Annotated in this window: 14 protein-coding genes and 1 other RNA gene; 13 read left to right on the forward strand and 2 right to left on the reverse strand. The window is 50.9% G+C overall.

The window, feature by feature from the left end:
* Window positions 1–168: a hypothetical protein gene (locus JG50_RS20055; protein WP_160173838.1), complete on the reverse strand. Its 168-nt coding sequence runs from the start codon at window positions 166–168 to the stop codon at window positions 1–3.
* A gap of 84 nt (window positions 169–252) precedes the next feature.
* On the opposite strand from JG50_RS20055, the gene JG50_RS20665 reads away from it, so the two are divergent.
* The 9 genes from JG50_RS20665 to JG50_RS20060 all read left to right on the forward strand — a co-directional run bounded on the left by JG50_RS20665 (window position 253) and on the right by JG50_RS20060 (window position 13,519).
* Window positions 253–1,740 (forward strand): PD-(D/E)XK nuclease family protein, encoded by a 1,488-nt coding sequence (locus tag JG50_RS20665; protein ID WP_033100892.1) that lies wholly within the window; start codon window positions 253–255, stop codon window positions 1,738–1,740.
* Window positions 1,667–2,572, forward strand: coding sequence for a PD-(D/E)XK nuclease family protein (locus JG50_RS0109545; protein ID WP_033100893.1), 906 nt, complete (start codon window positions 1,667–1,669; stop codon window positions 2,570–2,572). The genes JG50_RS20665 and JG50_RS0109545 overlap by 74 nt, the downstream gene beginning before the upstream one ends.
* Before the next feature lie 21 nt (window positions 2,573–2,593).
* Window positions 2,594–6,163 (forward strand): UvrD-helicase domain-containing protein, encoded by a 3,570-nt coding sequence (locus tag JG50_RS0109550; RefSeq protein WP_033100894.1) that lies wholly within the window; start codon window positions 2,594–2,596, stop codon window positions 6,161–6,163.
* 99 nt (window positions 6,164–6,262) lie between these two features.
* Window positions 6,263–6,613: a hypothetical protein gene (locus JG50_RS0109555; protein WP_033100895.1), complete on the forward strand. Its 351-nt coding sequence runs from the start codon at window positions 6,263–6,265 to the stop codon at window positions 6,611–6,613.
* 139 nt (window positions 6,614–6,752) lie between these two features.
* On the forward strand, window positions 6,753–8,915 hold the full coding sequence (locus tag JG50_RS0109560) for a RelA/SpoT family protein (RefSeq protein ID WP_033100896.1): 2,163 nt from the start codon (window positions 6,753–6,755) through the stop codon (window positions 8,913–8,915).
* A gap of 12 nt (window positions 8,916–8,927) precedes the next feature.
* On the forward strand, window positions 8,928–9,377 hold the full coding sequence (gene dtd / locus JG50_RS0109565) for a D-aminoacyl-tRNA deacylase (RefSeq protein WP_033100897.1): 450 nt from the start codon (window positions 8,928–8,930) through the stop codon (window positions 9,375–9,377).
* Window positions 9,378–9,772: 395 nt separating this feature from the next.
* Window positions 9,773–11,776: a transketolase gene (gene tkt, locus JG50_RS0109575; RefSeq protein WP_033100899.1), complete on the forward strand. Its 2,004-nt coding sequence runs from the start codon at window positions 9,773–9,775 to the stop codon at window positions 11,774–11,776.
* Between the two features lie 290 nt (window positions 11,777–12,066).
* Window positions 12,067–12,708 carry a sugar nucleotide-binding protein gene (locus JG50_RS18195; RefSeq protein WP_052154160.1) on the forward strand — a complete coding sequence of 214 codons (642 nt, stop codon included), beginning with the start codon at window positions 12,067–12,069 and terminating at the stop codon, window positions 12,706–12,708.
* Between the two features lie 649 nt (window positions 12,709–13,357).
* Window positions 13,358–13,519: a hypothetical protein gene (locus JG50_RS20060; RefSeq protein ID WP_160173839.1), complete on the forward strand. Its 162-nt coding sequence runs from the start codon at window positions 13,358–13,360 to the stop codon at window positions 13,517–13,519.
* A gap of 9 nt (window positions 13,520–13,528) precedes the next feature.
* Here the strand turns inward: JG50_RS20060 and JG50_RS0109585 are convergent, their stop codons facing one another.
* Window positions 13,529–13,906, reverse strand: coding sequence for a DUF423 domain-containing protein (locus JG50_RS0109585; protein WP_033100900.1), 378 nt, complete (start codon window positions 13,904–13,906; stop codon window positions 13,529–13,531).
* A 492-nt stretch (window positions 13,907–14,398) separates the two neighbouring features.
* Here JG50_RS0109585 and hisS point away from each other — a divergent pair, with 492 nt between their 5' ends.
* The 4 genes from hisS to JG50_RS0109600 all read left to right on the forward strand — a co-directional run bounded on the left by hisS (window position 14,399) and on the right by JG50_RS0109600 (window position 18,481).
* Window positions 14,399–15,679, forward strand: a complete 1,281-nt coding sequence (gene hisS, locus JG50_RS0109590; RefSeq protein ID WP_033100901.1) for a histidine--tRNA ligase — start codon at window positions 14,399–14,401, stop codon at window positions 15,677–15,679.
* Between the two features lie 12 nt (window positions 15,680–15,691).
* Complete coding sequence (aspS, locus tag JG50_RS0109595; RefSeq protein ID WP_033100902.1) at window positions 15,692–17,467, forward strand: aspartate--tRNA ligase; 1,776 nt, start codon at window positions 15,692–15,694, stop codon at window positions 17,465–17,467.
* A 68-nt stretch (window positions 17,468–17,535) separates the two neighbouring features.
* Window positions 17,536–17,714, forward strand: a non-coding RNA gene (gene ssrS, locus JG50_RS19325) — 6S RNA.
* A 203-nt stretch (window positions 17,715–17,917) separates the two neighbouring features.
* Entirely contained in the window at window positions 17,918–18,481 is a 564-nt protein-coding gene (locus tag JG50_RS0109600; protein WP_033100903.1) for a 5' nucleotidase, NT5C type, read from the forward strand.
* The last annotated feature ends 122 nt before the right edge of the window (window positions 18,482–18,603 follow it).

Genomic DNA, 18,603 nt, shown 5'->3' on the forward strand with positions numbered 1-18,603 from the left:
CTATTCTTGTTCGGGGATTCCTGCCTGACTATAACTTTCTTGAATCGCACTGATCACATGACGGGTGGGTTCATCGGCGTAAAACTCATTGGAAAATTCGACGTCGTCTCTGATTTCCTCTGCTGCTTCCGGCAATTTTTTTTGTTTAATCACTTTTTTCCTTGCCATTTTTTTCACCTCCATCATCATCTCTCTTTAACGTGTCTTGTTTTAACTGAAATATACGAAGAAAAGGAAGGCGGGAACAGGCACATGGCTGGTTGGCTCTATTTACATTTCGATCCTGAAATTGGAAATGGAGCGGATTTGCCCGGCGGAACGGAATGGGCTATTTCCGATACGGTTTATATTGATCCCGGATTGAGCCGGATGGGTTTGAACATGCAGGAAAATCGGATGACATTTGACCGCTTTGTGCGTGCCTGCTTGCCGGACCGCGGGCAGCGGCTGATGTCACCGTCCGAGCAGCAATGGGTCGTGCTGGAAGCGGTGCAGCGGGCAAATATGGACCATCCCTTGACCGCTCTTGCGACGGTTTTGAGCGAACCGGGAGGCGGTGTCAGCATGATCGAGCAGGTGATCGGCGAATTAAAGCGATCCGGGGTCAGCCCGGTCAGGCTGAAGCGATTGTGGGAAAAGCACGAACCGAAATATCGGGAGTTGGCCGCCATTTATGAAAAATATCAGGAGCTGCTTTGGGAAGGGAACTTGTGGGATCATGAAGAGCCGTATATGGAATTGATGCGCTCATTCCAGCGGGAACCGGAATCCGTTTCGCTTCCCGGCCGCCTGGTTTTGCGGCATTTTTATGAGCTGAATCGTTTGCAGGAACTCCTGTTGGGCCAGTTGGTCACACAAGTGGAGATTCATGTGCATCTGATTGTTCCGAAAGGGCGGGAGAGGCTGGGCAGATTGGTGAAACCGCTGATTGAGCGACTCACCTGCAGAGGGTTCCGGATCGCCGGAGAAATCGGATCCGGCAGCGGGAGAGTCCGCCGTGATTCGCTCAGGCATTTGGCAGAACACGTTTTCGACGACGATCCGCCGGTTTTTCCTCATTCGGATGGTCTGGAAGTGATTGCCGCACCGGGAATGGAAGCGGAGGTGGAAATGGTTGTCGCCCGCTTGAAACAATGGCTGTTGTCAGAGAAAAACCACTTGGACGATGCGGTGATCTTGACATCAGACCGGGAGGCGTACGCCCCGCTTCTTCATCAAAAGCTGGATGAAGCCGGGATTCCCGTCCGCACGGAAGAAAGGCATTTCCTGAGTTCGCATCCCCTTTTACAAATGATTCATGCTGTTTTTTCGGCACGGGATGACGGCGGAAAAAAGGTGGAAGAGCTTCTGTACTCTCCTTTTTTGCCGGTGTCTGAAGAAAATGGCTTAAAGTGCGATGCTTGGATGGAAGCGATACCGAAATCGCAGACATGGGCGGAGTGGGGAAAATGGTTTCTTGAATGGATCAGGCCCTTGAAACGGGTTGACCGTTGGCGCGAACTGATTGCCGAAAAGGAACTTTCCTGGCTCGCTGCCTATGAAATGAAGGGATGGCATGCCCTCTACCGAATGACGGGGGATCGCGGGAGCAATGGAAAAGCGGGTTTGGAGCGCCGGCGCTTTAAATCACCTGGTGGAATGCCGCTTTCAGTTTCTGGCGATCCGATTGTGGAAGGCAGCGGAAAAGGAAGCACCGCAGCGGGGTTTATCCTGGCGGGAAGAAGGGGAACGGATTCATGAGATCTTATGCCGTTTCTTTCATGAATATCGCCGGGGACGATGGACGTTTGCGGATGAAGAAAGGGCGCTGGCCCGTCTGGAACAACTGGCGGATGAGGTGTTGCGCGATGAAGAAAGGGAGCGGGATCCCTTTTACCTCATGATCGACAAATTCCGGATCAAGCAGAAACTGCTTTCCATCTGGAAACATGAAAAAGAATGGCGCCGTAAAACCGGATTTTATGCGGCTCCCGCCCATCTGGAACTATCGTTTGGATTGCCGGTTTGCAAGGAGGATGTGGAGACGGGGCGGCTTGATCCCGCTTCGCGTCCGGAGCCGGTCACGCTGGTGCTCGGCGGGAAAAGAAAAGTGCGGTTGCAGGGGAAAATGGATCGGATCGACCGCGATGAAGAAGGATATTATGCCATTTACGACTACAAAACGGGAACGGTTCCGACAATCGAACAGATCGGCCAAGGCAGAAGTTTGCAACTTCCCCTTTATTTATGGGTTTATCAGCAAGGATTCGGGCAAGATCCCGCTTTGGCGATCGGCAGCGCTTATTATGTGAAAGGAAACGGAGGAAACGCGGCGGCAAACCAGCGAAATAAAGGGTTATGGCGCAAAGAGGAAACCGGACGCGTCGGGTTGAATCCGAGAAAATCCCTCGATCCGGATGACTGGCGGAAAACGGAAGAGAATATTCAGCGCTTGATCGACCAGTCATTAAGCAAAGCGGAACAAGGGGATTTTGCCGTCTCGCCCACCTGGGATTGTCCCCGTTTTTGTCCGGCGCGCCATATTTGCCGCGTCGATGCGTGGATTCTTTCAAAAAAGCGGGGAACGCGCTGAAAAATGGAGGACGGGAAACGGATGAACAAGTCGATTCATTTGACGGAGGAGCAAAAGCGGGCAGTGGATACCCTGCATGAAAACAGCATTGTCTATGCGGGGGCAGGATCGGGAAAAACGCGGGTGTTAACGGAACGGTATTTGAAGATTTTGGAACACAGCCGGCTTGATCCGGATGCCTTGGAGAGAATTGTTGCCATCACGTTTACGGACAAAGCGGCGGCGGAGATGAAAGAGAGAATACGCACAGGGATCAAGGTGAAGCGGGTGGAAGCGCTGGCGAGGGGGGAGCGGGAAAAGGCGAACGGATGGCGGAGACTTTTGGCCGAGCTCAGCCGGGCGCGCATTTCGACGATCCACTCCTTCTGCCACAGCCTGCTGAAACGTTATCCGCTTGAGGCCGGTCTTTCCCCTGACTTTGATGTATTGGACGAAGCGGTGAGCCGGGCGTTGATGCTCGACGCGGCTGAAGAGGCGATCAGGGACGGATTTGCCGCATATGGGGAGAAAAATGGCATGCTGCGCCATTGGCTGGTCGCGCTCGGCATCGAAGAAGCAAAGAGGCTGCTGGCCGGTGCATTGGAGCGGCTTTTCCAGTACGGCTGGACAGTGAAGCGGCTGAGAGAGATAACCATCCGGCATCTGGACGCTTGCCGGACTCAATTGGAAAAGAAGAGGCGGGAGCAGCTGCCGCTTTGGGAACAGTCCTTTTTGGAAGCGGCGGAATATTTGCGCGGTTTGCGCGGGAGCAAACGAGCGGAAGCTTTTCGCCGGGCCTGTCCGGATCTGCCAGGGGAATGGCAGCAAAGGAATACGGTCTCCGAACGCCTGAAACTGCTTCAGGGAATCGAAGCCAGCATAAAAGTGAACTGGAGCAAAGCGCCGGAAACGGCGGCAGCGCTAAAAACTTGCAGGGAGATGCACAGGGAACTGGTGTCTCTATATTCCGGGATGCTGCATCTGGACGAAGAAGAGACCTGGCTTCGTCTCTTCTGTCGTTTGCTGGAACAGGCGCAGATCCGATACCAGGAAGGGAAAGCAAAAAGAGGCGGAGTGGATCATGATGAATTGCAGTGGCGCCTGTGTGAATGCCTGGAGAGAAATCCGGCGGTGCGCGCCGAAGTGCAGGCAGGGATCAGCTATCTTTTGATCGATGAGTTTCAGGATACCAATGAATTGCAAAAGCGGCTGATCGATCTGATCACCAAAGATGACCGGGGAGAAGTAACCCCGGGGAAATGGTTTGTCGTCGGTGATCCGAAGCAGTCGATTTACCGCTTTCGCGGCGCCGATGTTTTTCTGTTCCAGCAAATCAGGGCAGAGACGGAATCGCATTCGCACGGGAAGGTACATGTCCTTTCCGACAATTTTCGCTCTCACCCCGAACTCATCTCGATGGTTAATTTTGTGTTTGGACGGATCATGAATCAGGATCAAGGATCTCCCAACTGTTTTCAGCCGCTGCGGGCCAAACGGGAGGCCGAAGGTTCCGGAGGGGCAGTGGAGTGGCTCAGGGTCTCGGAAAAGGAGGAACTTCCTCCCGGTCTGACTGAGCGGGAGGCCGAAGCGAATCTGGTCGCGAGCCGGATCAAACAAATGATCACTGAAGAAAACAGCGCCCGACCTGCTGAAATTGCCATTCTGCTGCGAACGATGACCCATGTAAAAACGTGGGAGCAAGCGCTGAGGTGGATGGATATTCCCTGTTATGTAGTGAAGGGAAGGGGATTTTTTGACCAGCAAGAAGTGAAGGATATCCTTTCTCTACTGCAGCTTCTGATCCATCCGGAGGATCATCATGCTTGGGCGGTCGTTTTGCGCTCTCCTTTTTGCGGAGTGTCCGATGCGACCATCACGCGGATTGCCCTGATGCAATCATGGGAAGGAACCATTTTTGATTGGAGTCGAATGGCCGGACTGGATGAAGGTGAGAGGCTGAAACTCTTCAATTTTGGCAGTTTCCTCGAACGGATGACAAAAATGGCCGGATCTGTGCGCGTTGCCGATCTGCTGGAATTGCTGGTCCGGGAAAGCGGATATCTCACTGTCATGTGGGCAACGGAGAGCGGGCAGCAGGTGGCAGCCAACCTGAAAAAACTGAGCGAACAGGCACGCAGGCTGGAAGGATTTGCTGCTTTTTCCATTCCGTCTTATCTCGATTGGATGCGGAGGCTGGCGGACGAACAGGCGCGCGAAACTGAAGCGGCCATTGAGCCTGAACATGGTGACAGCGTGAAAATCATGACCGTCCATCAGGCAAAAGGGCTGGAGTTCCCGGTTGTTTTCTTGCCTGATTTGCATTCCGCACCGCACGTGCGTTTTCCGGAATGCTGGGTGGATGAAAAGGCCGGCCTGGTCTCCTTGCTGTGGGATGAGAACGGGGTGAAATGTGAACCGGCGCGTTATCAGGAAGCGAAGGAAAAAAACCGGAAGATGGAATGGGAAGAATCGGTGCGCCTTTTGTACGTGGCCATGACCAGGGCGGAGCGGCGCCTTGTTTTGAGCGGCTCGTTGAAAGCATCCAAAGAGGCGGGATCGACGAAATGGAGCGAGTGGATCATCGGCGCGCTCGGTCTGGAGGGGCTTGACTCGGAGCGGGGAGAATGGCGATTTTCCCCGGATTGTTGCCCGCTGCGCCTGGTGGAGATTGATGCGGGAATAAAGGAAGAGCGGGAAAAGAGATCAGCCTTGGACATGATGCTCGCGGGGGAATTTGACTTTTCCCGGTCATCCGTCAGGGAGGAACCGGAACTTTTGCTTCTGAAAAAAGAAAGATGGGACGGAAGGGACGGGCTGGAGATCAGTGTGACTGAGTGGAAAAACCTGTTCAATTGCCCGCGCCGCCACTGGTTCGCGAAGGTCATGGGAGTCCCCGACCTGAGAGAACCGGCTTCGCCGGAGACCGGATCATCCAGAGCGCCGTCTGGTCTGCCGGCAACAAAGCGGGGCAGCATCGTTCACCGGATAATCGAGCTTTTATCCGATCCGAACAGAGGGCGGCTGTCCTGGGAAGAAACGTTCCAAACGGTATGGGAAGAGCACGGGATTCCGGACGCCGACCGGCAGAGGGTGATGGAGGAGATCAAGCCTGATCTGACCTCTTTTCTTCACAGCCGTTTTTACACAGAGAGGAGAAGCGGCTCTTTTTCCATGACAGAGACGGAGTTTACTCTGGAAGAAGGCGGACTTCGCCTGCATGGCGTGATTGACGCTGTCTGGAGACGCCCGGATGGCAGCCTGGAAATCGTCGATTACAAAACGGATCGCACTCCTGCCGGGGAGTTGGAGCAAATTGCGCAGGAGTACTTGCCGCAGCTGAAACTGTATGTTTGGGCATGCAGGCGCAAATGGGGGTTCTCCCCTGAGTGGGCCACGCTCTATTTTCTTTCACCGAACCGGGAGTTCACGTGGCAAGTGACGGAGGAGTGGGAGAGGAGCACGGCTTCCGAGATCCGCCAAAGCATGGACTGGTTGCGCGCGGGAAAAGAAAACATCCTCCCGGCCAAACCGGGCAGACATTGCCGTTATTGTCCCTGCCAATGGTTATGTGATGAAGCGGAAGGGGGAAATAGTCGTCTTCAGCAGGGATGATTCTTAATAATTTTTCATATATTTCATTTGCAGCAAGTGAAACTTTACTCTAATATGTTGATGTAGTTATTTCAAATAATTAAGGAGAGAGGAAATCAAGTGGAAGGGTTTCAAGAAGGATTTATGACCTTTATCATGGGATTTTCTCATGTGTTTATGGTTTCTGTCATCGTTTGGATGATTGGGTTGCTTGTTTTGCTGTTCAAAGAGATGTTCAACACGGCTGATTTCAATATTCGCGATTATTTATATAAAGTCTGGAAGTTGTTGCTCTCCTCGTTTGAGTGGACTGCGTATCTGGGGGTGGTGGTGGCCCCGGTCATCATGCTGGTGACCAAAGATTATGCCAAGTACGGCATGATGACAATCGCTGCCATCATATTATCGGTCATATACCTCTATATTCGCAAGCAGACGGGAGGCTTTAAAAAGCTCAACTTTCGTCAGTAACCCTGCCCGCCGGTTGGTTGTCAGCCGGCTTTTTCTTTTTTCCGTGCCATTGCTTCCAGAAAGCCTCTCTTTACTTTCCCAAAGGCTTGGGAGATAATAATAGGAAAATTATTTTCAGGGTGACGGAAGTGAGAAAAACATGCCGACTGAACAAATGCCGATCGAGCAACTTCTGAATATATCAGCTGACTATTTGACGCATGAGGAAGTCAACCAGTTGGAGAGGGCATATCGGTTTGCGGAACAGGCCCATCGCGGGCAATACCGCAAATCCGGCGAACCTTATATTCATCATCCGGTGCAAGTCGCGGAAATTCTGGCCAACTTGAAAATGGATGTCACGACATTGATTGCGGCTCTCCTGCACGATGTGGTGGAAGATACCGGTGTGACCCTGGAACAGGTGGAAGCGGAATTTGGCATGGCGGTTCGTCAGTTGGTGGATGGTGTGACCAAACTGAAAAAGCGGATGCGATTCAAATCCAATGAAGAGCACCAGGCGGAAAATCACCGCAAAATGTTTGTGGCGATGGCACAGGATATTCGCGTGATTATCATTAAGTTGGCCGACCGCCTCCATAATATGCGAACCCTTAAATACATGCCGGAACACAAACAAAGACAAAAATCGAAGGAAACATTGGAAATTTTCGCCCCCCTGGCCCACCGCCTGGGCATATCCAAGATCAAGTGGGAGTTGGAAGATATCTCTCTCCGCTACCTCAATCCGCAACAGTATTATCGAATCGTCAACCTGATGAAGAAAAAACGGGCCGAACGGGAGAAATACCTGGATGAGATCATCCACACGCTAAAAGAACGGCTCCGGGATAATGTCAATGTGCTGGATATATCGGGACGGCCCAAGCACATTTACAGCATTTACCGCAAGATGGTATCGCAAAACAAGGAATTTAATGAGATTTATGATCTGATGGCCGTCCGCGTCATCGTGGAATCGATCCGCGATTGTTACGCTGTTCTCGGCATTATTCACACGATCTGGAAGCCGATGCCCGGCAGGTTTAAAGATTATGTCGCCATGCCGAAGGCAAATATGTACCAGTCCCTTCACACCACGGTGATCGGACCCAAAGGCGAGCCGATCGAAGTGCAGATCCGGACGATGGAGATGCACCGTACCGCGGAATACGGGATTGCCGCCCATTGGGCTTATAAAGAAGGAACGACGGTTGAAAACAGCAAATTTGAGGAAAAGCTGAAATGGTTCCGCGAGATGATGGAACTGCAACAGGAAACGCGGGATGCCCAGGAGTTTGTGGAAAGCCTCAAAATGGACTGGTTTTCCGATTCGGTGTTTGTATTTACACCGAAGGGAGATGTGATTGAGCTGCCGGTCGGTTCCGTGCCTTTGGATTTTGCTTACCGCATTCATACGGAAATCGGAAATACTTGTATCGGGGCCAAAGTGAACGGAAAGATCGTGCCGCTCGATTATCAGCTAAAAACGGGCGATATTGTGGAAATCCTCACTTCCAAGCACAGTTACGGACCTAGTCAGGATTGGCTGAATATCGTAAAATCTTCCCATGCGCGGAGCAAAATCCGCAACTGGTTTAAAAAACAACGCCGGGAAGAAAGCATCGCCAAAGGCCGGGAGATGGTGGAGGCGCTTCTGCGCAAGCATGATTTCGACGTATCCGAAGTGCTGACGACGGAGCGGATCGAAGAAGTGACGAGCAAATTCAATTTCCATGAAGCGGATGATCTCTTTGCCGCCGTCGGTTATGGCGGAATTTCCACGGCCCAGGTGGTTCATCGTTTGACTGATGGATTGAAAGAGCAAAAACCGGTCGTGCTGCCGGAGGTCAAATCCCTTCCGCGCCATCATCGCAAGGTGGATCACGGTGTCAGGGTAAAAGGTGTTGACAATCTGTTGATTCGTTTGTCGCGATGTTGCAATCCGGTTCCGGGCGATGATATTGACGGGTATGTCACCCAAGGGCGCGGGGTTACCGTCCACCACTCGGATTGCCCCAATTTGAAGTCGGTACCGGAAGAGCGGCGTATCGCAGTGGAATGGGACAGCAACACGTCACATCAATATCCGGTTGATATAGAGGTAACCGGTTTTGACCGGCAAGGGCTGCTCAACGATGTCCTGCAAGTGGTCAATAATGCCAATACCCAGCTTTCCGCGGTCAGCGCCAAAACCAATCGCCGCGGAATCGCTTCCATTCATATTCGGATCGGGATTCAAAATATCAATCACCTGCAATCGGTCGTTGAACGCGTCAAACGGGTACGGGATATTTACAGTGTCAGACGGATCATACAGTAAGGGGAAGGTAAGATGAGAATCGTTCTGCAGCGGGTAAAAGAAGCGAGCGTCACGGTGAATAACGAGTGTACAGGTGCGGTCGGTCACGGGCTTCTTTTGCTCGTCGGTTTTACCCAGGGGGATACCGAAGAGGATTTGCGCTATCTCGCGGATAAAGTAGTAAATCTGCGCATCTTTGAAGATGAGACAGGCAAAATGAATCACTCTCTCCTCGATGTCGGGGGGAGCATTTTGTCTGTTTCCCAATTTACCCTGTATGGCGATTGCCGCAAAGGCCGCCGCCCCAATTTTATGGATGCGGCAAAACCAGACCTGGCTGAACCGCTTTACCGGCGGTTTAACGAAATTCTGCGTGAGTACGGGGTAAAAGTGGAAACGGGAATTTTTGGCGCCATGATGGAAGTGTCACTGGTAAACGATGGTCCTGTCACGCTCTTATTGGAAAGTAAAAAAACGGGATAATCAGTGCAGGCTGACGACAAACTTAAATAGTAGGGGATTGGTGTTTTTCACCAGCGGCTTTTGTGGCGAAAGAACCGGGAGCAAAAAGCATCAGGATCCGATGGGCTTCTGTCTTGGGACTTTGTTTTGGATTCGCCTCTGTAAAAAGATGTGTTTTGTTCGGGCAAAACGGGAATGAAAACTCCGTCAGGGGGGCGGATGAGGCCCTGACCACCCATTTGGAACGACGGGAGGTCAGGGGAACACCGCAACCCGGCCCGCAACAAAACTCAAGAAACGGCAACCCTTTGGGTGGTGTCCGGTTTTCCGGAAGGACGGAGGGAGTTGCCAAGAACTGCCCAAAAGAGTATCATTCCTTATTACATAGGAAGTAGAACCATAAGGGGGAACCAACCTTGAAAAATATCGAACAACTGGCGATTAATACTATTCGCATGCTGTCAATCGATCAAGTGGAAAAAGCCAATTCAGGCCACCCCGGATTGCCGATGGGCGCCGCGCCGATGGCCTATGAATTATGGGCAAAACACATGAACCACAATCCGGCGAATCCCAACTGGTTTAATCGTGACCGCTTCGTTTTGTCAGCAGGGCACGGTTCTGCTTTACTATACAGCTTGTTGCATTTGTTTGGCTATCCTTTGTCCATGGATGATCTTAAAAGTTTCCGCCAATGGGGCAGCCTGACACCGGGACATCCGGAAGTAAAACATACACCTGGGGTGGAAGCGACGACAGGGCCGCTCGGACAGGGGATTTCCATGGCGGTCGGCATGGCGATGGCCGAAGCGCATCTCGCCGCGAAATTTAACCGCGAGGGATTGGACGTCATCGACCATTATACTTATGTTCTTTGCAGCGACGGGGATCTGATGGAAGGCGTATCCGCCGAAGCCAGTTCGCTCGCCGGACACCTTCGTCTGGGAAAACTGATCGCTCTGTACGACTCCAATGACATTTCCCTGGACGGCGAATTGGCTCATTCCTTTACGGAAAGTGTACAAAAACGGTATGAATCTTACGGATGGCAATACCTGCGCGTGGAAGACGGCAATGACATCGAAGCGATCGGACGGGCGATTGAAGAGGCAAAACAAGAGCCGAACCGCCCGACCCTGATCGAGATCCGTACTGTGATCGGTTACGGCAGCCCGAACCGTGCCGGCACCTCGGAAGCGCATGGGAAGCCGCTTGGGCAGGAAGAAGTTGCCGGCGTAAGAAAAGCGTACAACTGGCCTTCCGAAGAGCCGTTCCATGTTCCGGCCGAAGTGCGGCAACACTTTGCCGATATTCAGTCCCGTTTGGCTGAAAAAGAGGGAGCATGGCAGGATTTGATGAAGCAGTATGAAGAGCGCTATCCGGATCTGGCCAGAGAATTGCACCGGGCCATTCGCGGTGAATTGCCGGAAGGATGGGAGCAAAGCCTGCCGAAGTTCAACACCGGCGATAAACCGATAGCCACACGGGCGGCGTCCGGAGCGGTTTTGCAGGCTCTGGCAAAAAGCGTTCCGGCGCTGGTTGGCGGATCAGCTGACCTCGCTTCGTCCAATAACACCTTGATGAAAGAGGAAGGCACATTCCACGCTGAAGATTACAGCGGCCGGAATATCTGGTTCGGTGTGCGTGAGCACGGAATGGGGGCAGCCCTCAACGGAATGCTGCTGCACGGTGGTGTGCGCGCATACGGCGGAACGTTCCTCGTGTTCTCCGATTATTTGCGTCCGGCGATTCGTTTGGCCGCTCTTTCCAAACTGCCGGCTGTCTATGTCTTCACCCATGACAGCATTGCCGTGGGCGAAGATGGCCCGACTCACGAACCGATCGAACAGGTTCCGTCGCTGCGCCTGATCCCGGGATTGCGAGTGATTCGTCCGGCGGACGCCAACGAAACGGCTGCTGCTTGGCAATACGCCCTCTCCCAGACGGAACATCCGGTCGTTCTGGCACTGACTCGGCAAAATCTCCCCATTTTGCCCGGTACCGTAGGCAAGGATAAAGAGATCATCGAGAAAGGCGCTTATGTCGTATCCGAAGCGCAAGGCGGACAGCCTCAAGCGATCATCATCGCCACCGGATCAGAAGTCAGCCTGGCGGTGGAGGCTCAGGCCAAACTGCAGGAAAAAGGCATTGCGGTGCGGGTTGTCAGCATGCCTTGCCGCGAGCAGTTTGAGGCGCAACCGAAAGAGTATCGCGATTCGATCCTGCCGCCGTCCGTCAGGGCCCGTGTCGCCGTGGAAGCAGCGCATCCGGCCGGCTGGGATCGCTATGTCGGTGATCAGGGAAGCGTGATCGGCATTGATCATTTCGGCGCATCGGCACCAGGCGGATTGGTTATGGAGAAATTCGGCTTTAACGTGGACAATGTGGTAAAACATGTCGAAGAAGTCTTGAAGGGTTAAAAAGACCTCTGTCACTTCTGACATGATCTCCTTAAAGTGGTTAGAGAAAAAACTGTGAAATTACTTTAAGGGGTGCGGAAGTATCAATTGATTTTGCTGTCATTTGCCCAAGAAACGAATTTAGTTTGCACTTGGTGACAGCAACGCTGTTGTATCTGGAAAGATAAGCAAGAAAATAAATCAACCGACTCCTTGTTCGTTAAGGAGTCGGTTGATTTGTATCTAAATATGTCTAAACGTACAATTTTTATAAAAATTTCTCAATATTCATTAACCAGAGGAGAAATTTTATGAAAAGGATTTTGATCTTTGGGTCTAGCGGAACTGTAAGCAAAGCATTAATCAATCAATTGTCATTATTTGGTAACTATATTATTTATGGCACATATAATAAAAACCTCCCTATCCTTCCAAAAGAGAAGTGTTTTCAACTTGAAATTGGAGATCTAGACAAGCTCGATCAAATATTAGAAGATGTAAAGCCTGATATTACGTTTCTTGCACTAAGAGGCGATTTTGAAAAGCAATTAATCTTTCACTGCAGAGTGGCAGAATACCAAAAAGAGCAGGGAGGGCTGATGTACTTTTGTTCTACAACCAATGTCTTTGATGGTTCAATTGACAAACCTCATTATGAAGATGATGAAACTGTTGCAGAAAGTTCATATGGACAATATAAATGGAATTGTGAAAAAGAGCTGAAAGAAATCTTGTCTGATCGAGTGGGGATTTTACGTATTTCTGAAGTATGGGGCAAGAACTCGCCAAGAATGACCAGTCTATTGGAGCAATTGGCTAAAAATCAGGGAATATCAATATATAGTAATTTGTATATGAATCGTACTACAGACATTGTATTAGCCAAGCAAATCGTCTATCTGATGAATAAGGGGATGACCGGAACCTACGGCTCTGGGTTATCGGAATTTTAAATTAGAAGAGATCAATCTACCTGCAGATTCTTATTTTGCAGTTTTGGCAAAAAATCTAACTATTAAAGAAATTATTAATTACCTCGCTTCAGATTAACCAAGAGAAAATGTTGATGTTATGAACAATGATCATGAGAAGCTTCACTAAATCGTTTGTGATCAAGAACGAGCCCGGAATATGCAGATAATAATGTATATCGAACTTCTGGCGGATGACGGCGAATTTCACTTATTTTTCCGAAGCATAACGTAATCGGTACTTTCTCAACTTTTTTGCTGGGACTTGTTAAACAGGTCGTAAGGGAGTTTCAACATACTTAGCTCTTTAAGCTTTTGAATTTCAAGCAGAAGACTTACTCTTCCTTCGAGGGAATTTCATTGGGGGAAGCTGGCATTTAACTGAAAGAACTTAAACAAAATTGCAAAATAAGAGCGGATTCAGCTGAAATTGAATAGGCTGACGCCAGTAAAACGGACATCAGCTTTTACCATAACCGGGTGATTTTTTCGTGTCTACTTTTTGGCTGAGATCAGGGCCGGATGCTGTTTGTCGGCATCCGCTCTCCGTGGCAGAGATTTTTTGAGGTCTGATCCCGGCCGGATTCGGGTATGCTATATAAAAATAATGGCATGAAAGTGGGAACGACTCATGTGGCGAATCCAAAAGGAAGACCGAAACCGGGATCAAATGAACTTGCAGGGAACGGCCGACATTGCGGACAAGTCATACCTTCCCCTTGATTCATGGGAATGGAAGGGCTTTGTCTTCGAGCCCGGCCCGTTTGACAAGAACAAATGGAAAAAGCGGTGAAGCAATTGTTCAACCGAGATATTTGGCGGCGGAGACGGCGACAAGTACCCATCCGGCAATAAATGACACACCGCCGATCGGGGTGATTGCCCCCAGAATTTTCACATTGGACAACACCAAAGCATACAGGCTTCCCGAGAAGAAAACGATTCCCGCAAACAGCAGCCATCCGGCCACAGTGAGCAGAGTCGCATTTCCGTTCGTTTTGGCCAGCATCAGACCGACTGCAATCAGTGCCAGGCCGTGGATGATGTGATAATGTGCGCCTGTGTTCCATATCTGCATCATCTTTTCGCTCACTTTTCCTTCCAGACCGTGTGCGCCAAACGCTCCCAGGGCGATGGCCAGTGCCATGTTGATGCTGCCGAGCATGATCATCAGTTTCATCAGTTGTGCCTCCTTCATTTTAATTCGGACAGGTTTTGTTTAAACTATACCACATGTCAAGCGTCTCTCCTGAGAGAACAGACCTGGACAATCGTGAAATCTTAATGACATGTTAAAAATTCCTTGACAAACGAGGGGCGGGTCTTTAAAATGAGTAAACAAATCCGCTAAATGACTTATATTCTTGCCTGTGAAGGGAAAAGTACCCGATTGACGGACAACTAGAGAGGAGAACTCATGGGCTGAAAGGTTCTCTTTGTTACGAATCGGCGAAAGACACCTGGAGGTTCTAACCGAACACCGCTCAAGCGGTCAGTAGACTTAGACGTCATCCTGGCGATAACGGGAATCGAGTGGGAAATCGGCTTTGTGTCGTTTTCCAACTAGGGTGGCACCACGGGAATCGTTAACCAATCTCTCGTCCCTGACAAACAGAGGTCAGTGGCGGGAGATTTTTTAATTTGTGGAACGAACCGAAAAGGAGGGTTTGCCATGAAATTCAAAGCTTCGGCGAAATACCAAATTCCCCGCGGCACCGATGACCTGATGCCTGGTGAGGTGGAGATTTGGCAATGGGCAGAAGCGAAAGCGCGGGAAATCTGCCGTTTGTATGACTACAAGGAGATTCGCACCCCGATTTTTGAATACACGGAACTGTTTCAGCGCGGTGTGGGCGAAGCGACCGATATTGTGGAAAAAGAAATGTATTCGTTTCAGGACCGGGGCAAACGGGACGTTTCATTGAGACCGGAAGGAACAGCGGGGGTTGTACGTTCATTTGTCGAAAAGAAGATTTTTGCCGAACCGCAGCCAACCAAATGGTATTACATGGGACCGATGTTTCGCTATGAAAATCCGCAGGCGGGAAGGCGGCGCCAGTTTCATCAATTTGGCGTTGAGGTTTTCGGCAGCTCCGACCCTGCCCTCGATGCGGAAGTGATTTCGCTGGGGATTCATTTTTTTGAGTCGCTCGGTTTAAAAGGAGTCCGGGCGGAGATCAACAGCGTTGGTGATCCGGAAGTCCGGGCCGTATACCGGGAAAAGTTGATTGAATACTTTGAGCCGTACAAAGCGGAATTGTCGACGGAAGCACAAGGGCGGCTCTATAAAAATCCGCTGCGCATTCTCGACAGCAAAGATCCGAAAACGAAAGAGATCGCCCAAGGGGCGCCATCGATTCTCGATCACTTGAATGAACCTTCCCGGAAGCATTTTGAGCAGCTGAAACAATACCTGGATATGCTTGGCGTCGAGTACGTCATTAATGACCGCCTCGTGCGCGGACTCGATTATTATACACATACCGCTTTTGAATTTATGGTCGATATTCCCGGCGCGCAGGCTTCCACCATCGGAGGCGGCGGCCGCTACAACGGTTTGGTCGAAGAATTTGGCGGGCCGGAGATGCCGGGCGTCGGCTTTGGCATCGGCCTGGAACGGGTGATGCTGGCGATCGGGGAGCAGAAAGTGGATGTTCCGGTCAAAACGGGACTGGACTGCTATCTGGTTACTCTCGGCGATGAAGCGAAGCTCTACGGGGCGAAACTGCTGAACGAGATGCGCCATGCCGGCCTGACTGCCGATCGTGATTACCTTGACCGCAAGCTGAAAGCGCAATTTAAGGCAGCCGACCGCTTGCAGGCACGCTTTGTGGCGATCCTGGGTGATGAGGAATTGAAGCAGGGACAGATCAACGTCAAGCAGTTGGCTACAGGCGAACAGGAAACGGTCAAACTGGAAGAACTCATACCATACCTGAAAGAGAGAAGTTGAGGAGGGAACAGCATGGATAGCGTCTTTCGTACACATCAGGCCCGGGAATGCACCAAGGAAAAAATCGGCGAGAGAGTCACCCTGAATGGTTGGGTGCAGAAGAGGCGGGATCTTGGAGGCTTGATTTTTCTGGATCTGCGTGATCGCTCCGGCGTTGTGCAAATCGTATTTCAGCCGGAAGTTTCACCGGAAGCTGCGCGTTTGGCAGATCAGTTGCGAAGCGAATATGTGGTCTCCATCACCGGGACGATTGCGGCCCGCGATCCGGAAAATGTGAATCCGAAAATGGAGACCGGCGACATTGAAATCATCGGGGAAGAAGTGCATATTTTTAATCCGGCCAAAACACCGCCGTTCCCGATTCGTGACAACAGCGACGTGGAAGAAGCGGTTCGCCTCAAATACCGCTATATCGACCTGCGACGCCCGAAAATGCAGGAGACCATGCTGATCCGCCACCGTGCGATGCAGTCGGTGCGCCGTTTCCTGGATGAGCGGGGCTTTATCGAACTGGAAACCCCGATGCTGACGCGCAGCACGCCGGAAGGAGCGCGTGATTATCTCGTTCCCAGCCGGGTACACGAAGGTTCGTTTTACGCATTGCCCCAATCACCGCAACTGTTTAAGCAATTATTCATGGTGGCGGGGATGGAGCGCTATTTTCAATTTGCCCGCTGTTTCCGCGACGAGGATCTTCGCGCGGACAGGCAGCCGGAATTTACCCAGATCGACATTGAAACGTCATTTATTCCGCCGGAAACCTTCCTGGCGATGATGGAAGAGATGGTTGCGACATTGTTTAAGGAGACGATCGGAGTCGATGTGCCCGTTCCGTTCCCGCGCATGTCCTACCGGGAAGCGATTGAGCGATTCGGGTCGGATAAACCGGACCTGCGTTTCGGAATGGAACTGGTGGATTTGTCCGATGAGCTGCGCGATTCCTCCTTCAAGGTGTTCAGCGGTACCATCCAAAACGGCGGCCAGGTAAAGGCGGTCAATGTAAAGGGATGTGCCGGCTGGAGCCGCAAGGAAGTGGATCAGTGGGGGAAAACAGCTGAATCGTTGGGCGCAAAGGGATTGGCCTGGCTGTCCTTTAAAGAGGAAGGGGTCAAAGGTTCTGTAGCCAAGTTCCTCACACCGGAAGAGATCGATGCGATTGCTGGCAAAACCAAAGCGGAAACAGGCGACCTGTTATTCTTCGTCGCCGACCGTCCGCAGACAGTGGCAAACGTCTTGGGCGAACTGCGTTTGCGCCTTGGAAAAGCATTGAACCTCATTCCCGAAAATGAATATAAATTCGTCTGGATCACCGAGTTTCCGCTGCTGGAGTATTCGGAGGAAGACGGGCGCTACTATGCGATGCACCACCCGTTTACGATGCCGCTCGAGGAAGATATTCCGCTTCTGGATACAGACCCGGGCAAAGTGCGGGCGCAGGCGTATGACATGGTGCTGAACGGTTACGAAATCGGCGGGGGAAGCCAACGAATCTACCGGCGCGAAGTACAGGAGAAAATGTTTAAGGCGCTGGGCATTACAAATGAGGAAGCAAAAGAAAAATTCGGTTTTCTGCTTGAAGCGTTTGAGTATGGCGCTCCGCCGCACGGAGGAATTGCCTTCGGCTTTGACCGCATCGTGATGCTGCTTGCCGGGCGGAGCAATTTGCGCGAGTGCATCGCTTTCCCGAAAACGGCAAGTGCAACCTGCCTGCTGACAGAGGCCCCGAGCCCCGTCGATGAAAAGCAGCTGGAGGAATTGCACATTAAAATCAGACAACCGCAAAAATAGAATTTCCTGTAAAAAGTGGGGGATAGCTTGATCTCCTTTTAAATATCTGGTAACATATAATCACAAAATGAGTCCTGCGATGTGCGTGTCCGCCGGGATGTTTTGAGCCAACACCCGAACGAAAGGGAGTCTGCGTCATTTGAGCTAACAGAAGCCGCCTTCAGAGCGGAACTGTGAACTCAGGTGCAGGACACCCACCTGCGAGAGCAGGTTCAAAACGAACGGAGCACGGCATAACGGGGCTCCTTTTTTTTGCATGAGAATGAACGACACCTCGGATTCAATGCAATCCGGGGTTTTTTATTTTGTTCCGGGCTTTTTGTCATATTCACGCCTCCGCCCCCGGCAAACGTATGATAACATGTCAATAGGGACTGATTTTTAAATAGAATAATTTTTCTCCGACAGGGAAAGGTTAAAATGGACATTCATACGAGGAAGGCGAGTTTAATGATCATCGGTGTGGACATTGACGGAACAATCAAAGATACGCAACGAGCGGCTGTTGAGGTGCATAACCGGGTCTTGAAGCGGAATGTGCGCGTTGAGGATGTGAAGGAATTTTATCTGGACAAGGCGTATGGGCTGACGCCAAAAGAAGCGTCCAAATTATGGAGGAAGCTGGAAGAAGAGATTTACACGCTGGGCCTTCCTTTAAAGAACGCGGCGGAAGTGTTGAACCGCCTGGCGCAAAACGGGCACACCATTTATTTCATCACCGCCCGTCCAGGGATGAAAAACATTCGGAAAGTGACGGAAGATTGGCTGAAAAAGCACGGCTTCCCATTCAACGGGAAAAACCTAATCATGGGGGCGCAAGATAAAGCAAAAGAGGCAAAAAAAGTGCAGGTTGACCTCTTCTTTGAAGATGCACCCAATCATCTGCTCAATCTGGTGAAAAACAAGATTCCCACAGTGATTGTCGATGCCGTTTATAACCGCGATTTCCCTTATTCTTTGCCGCGGATTACCGACTGGCGGCAGGTGTATGAACTGGTTGAAAAAGGAGTGTAATTCGGACACCTTAAGGAAAGAGGTGTCCATTATTTTTATTTAAATTATTCAAAAGATTATTTATATAAAGTATAATATAACCTGGTAAATTGTCGACAGTCGACAAAGGAGCATTCCTGTAA

It is taken from the genome of Thermoactinomyces daqus (assembly GCF_000763315.1).
GTDB classification, from domain to species: domain Bacteria; phylum Bacillota; class Bacilli; order Thermoactinomycetales; family Thermoactinomycetaceae; genus Thermoactinomyces_A; species Thermoactinomyces_A daqus.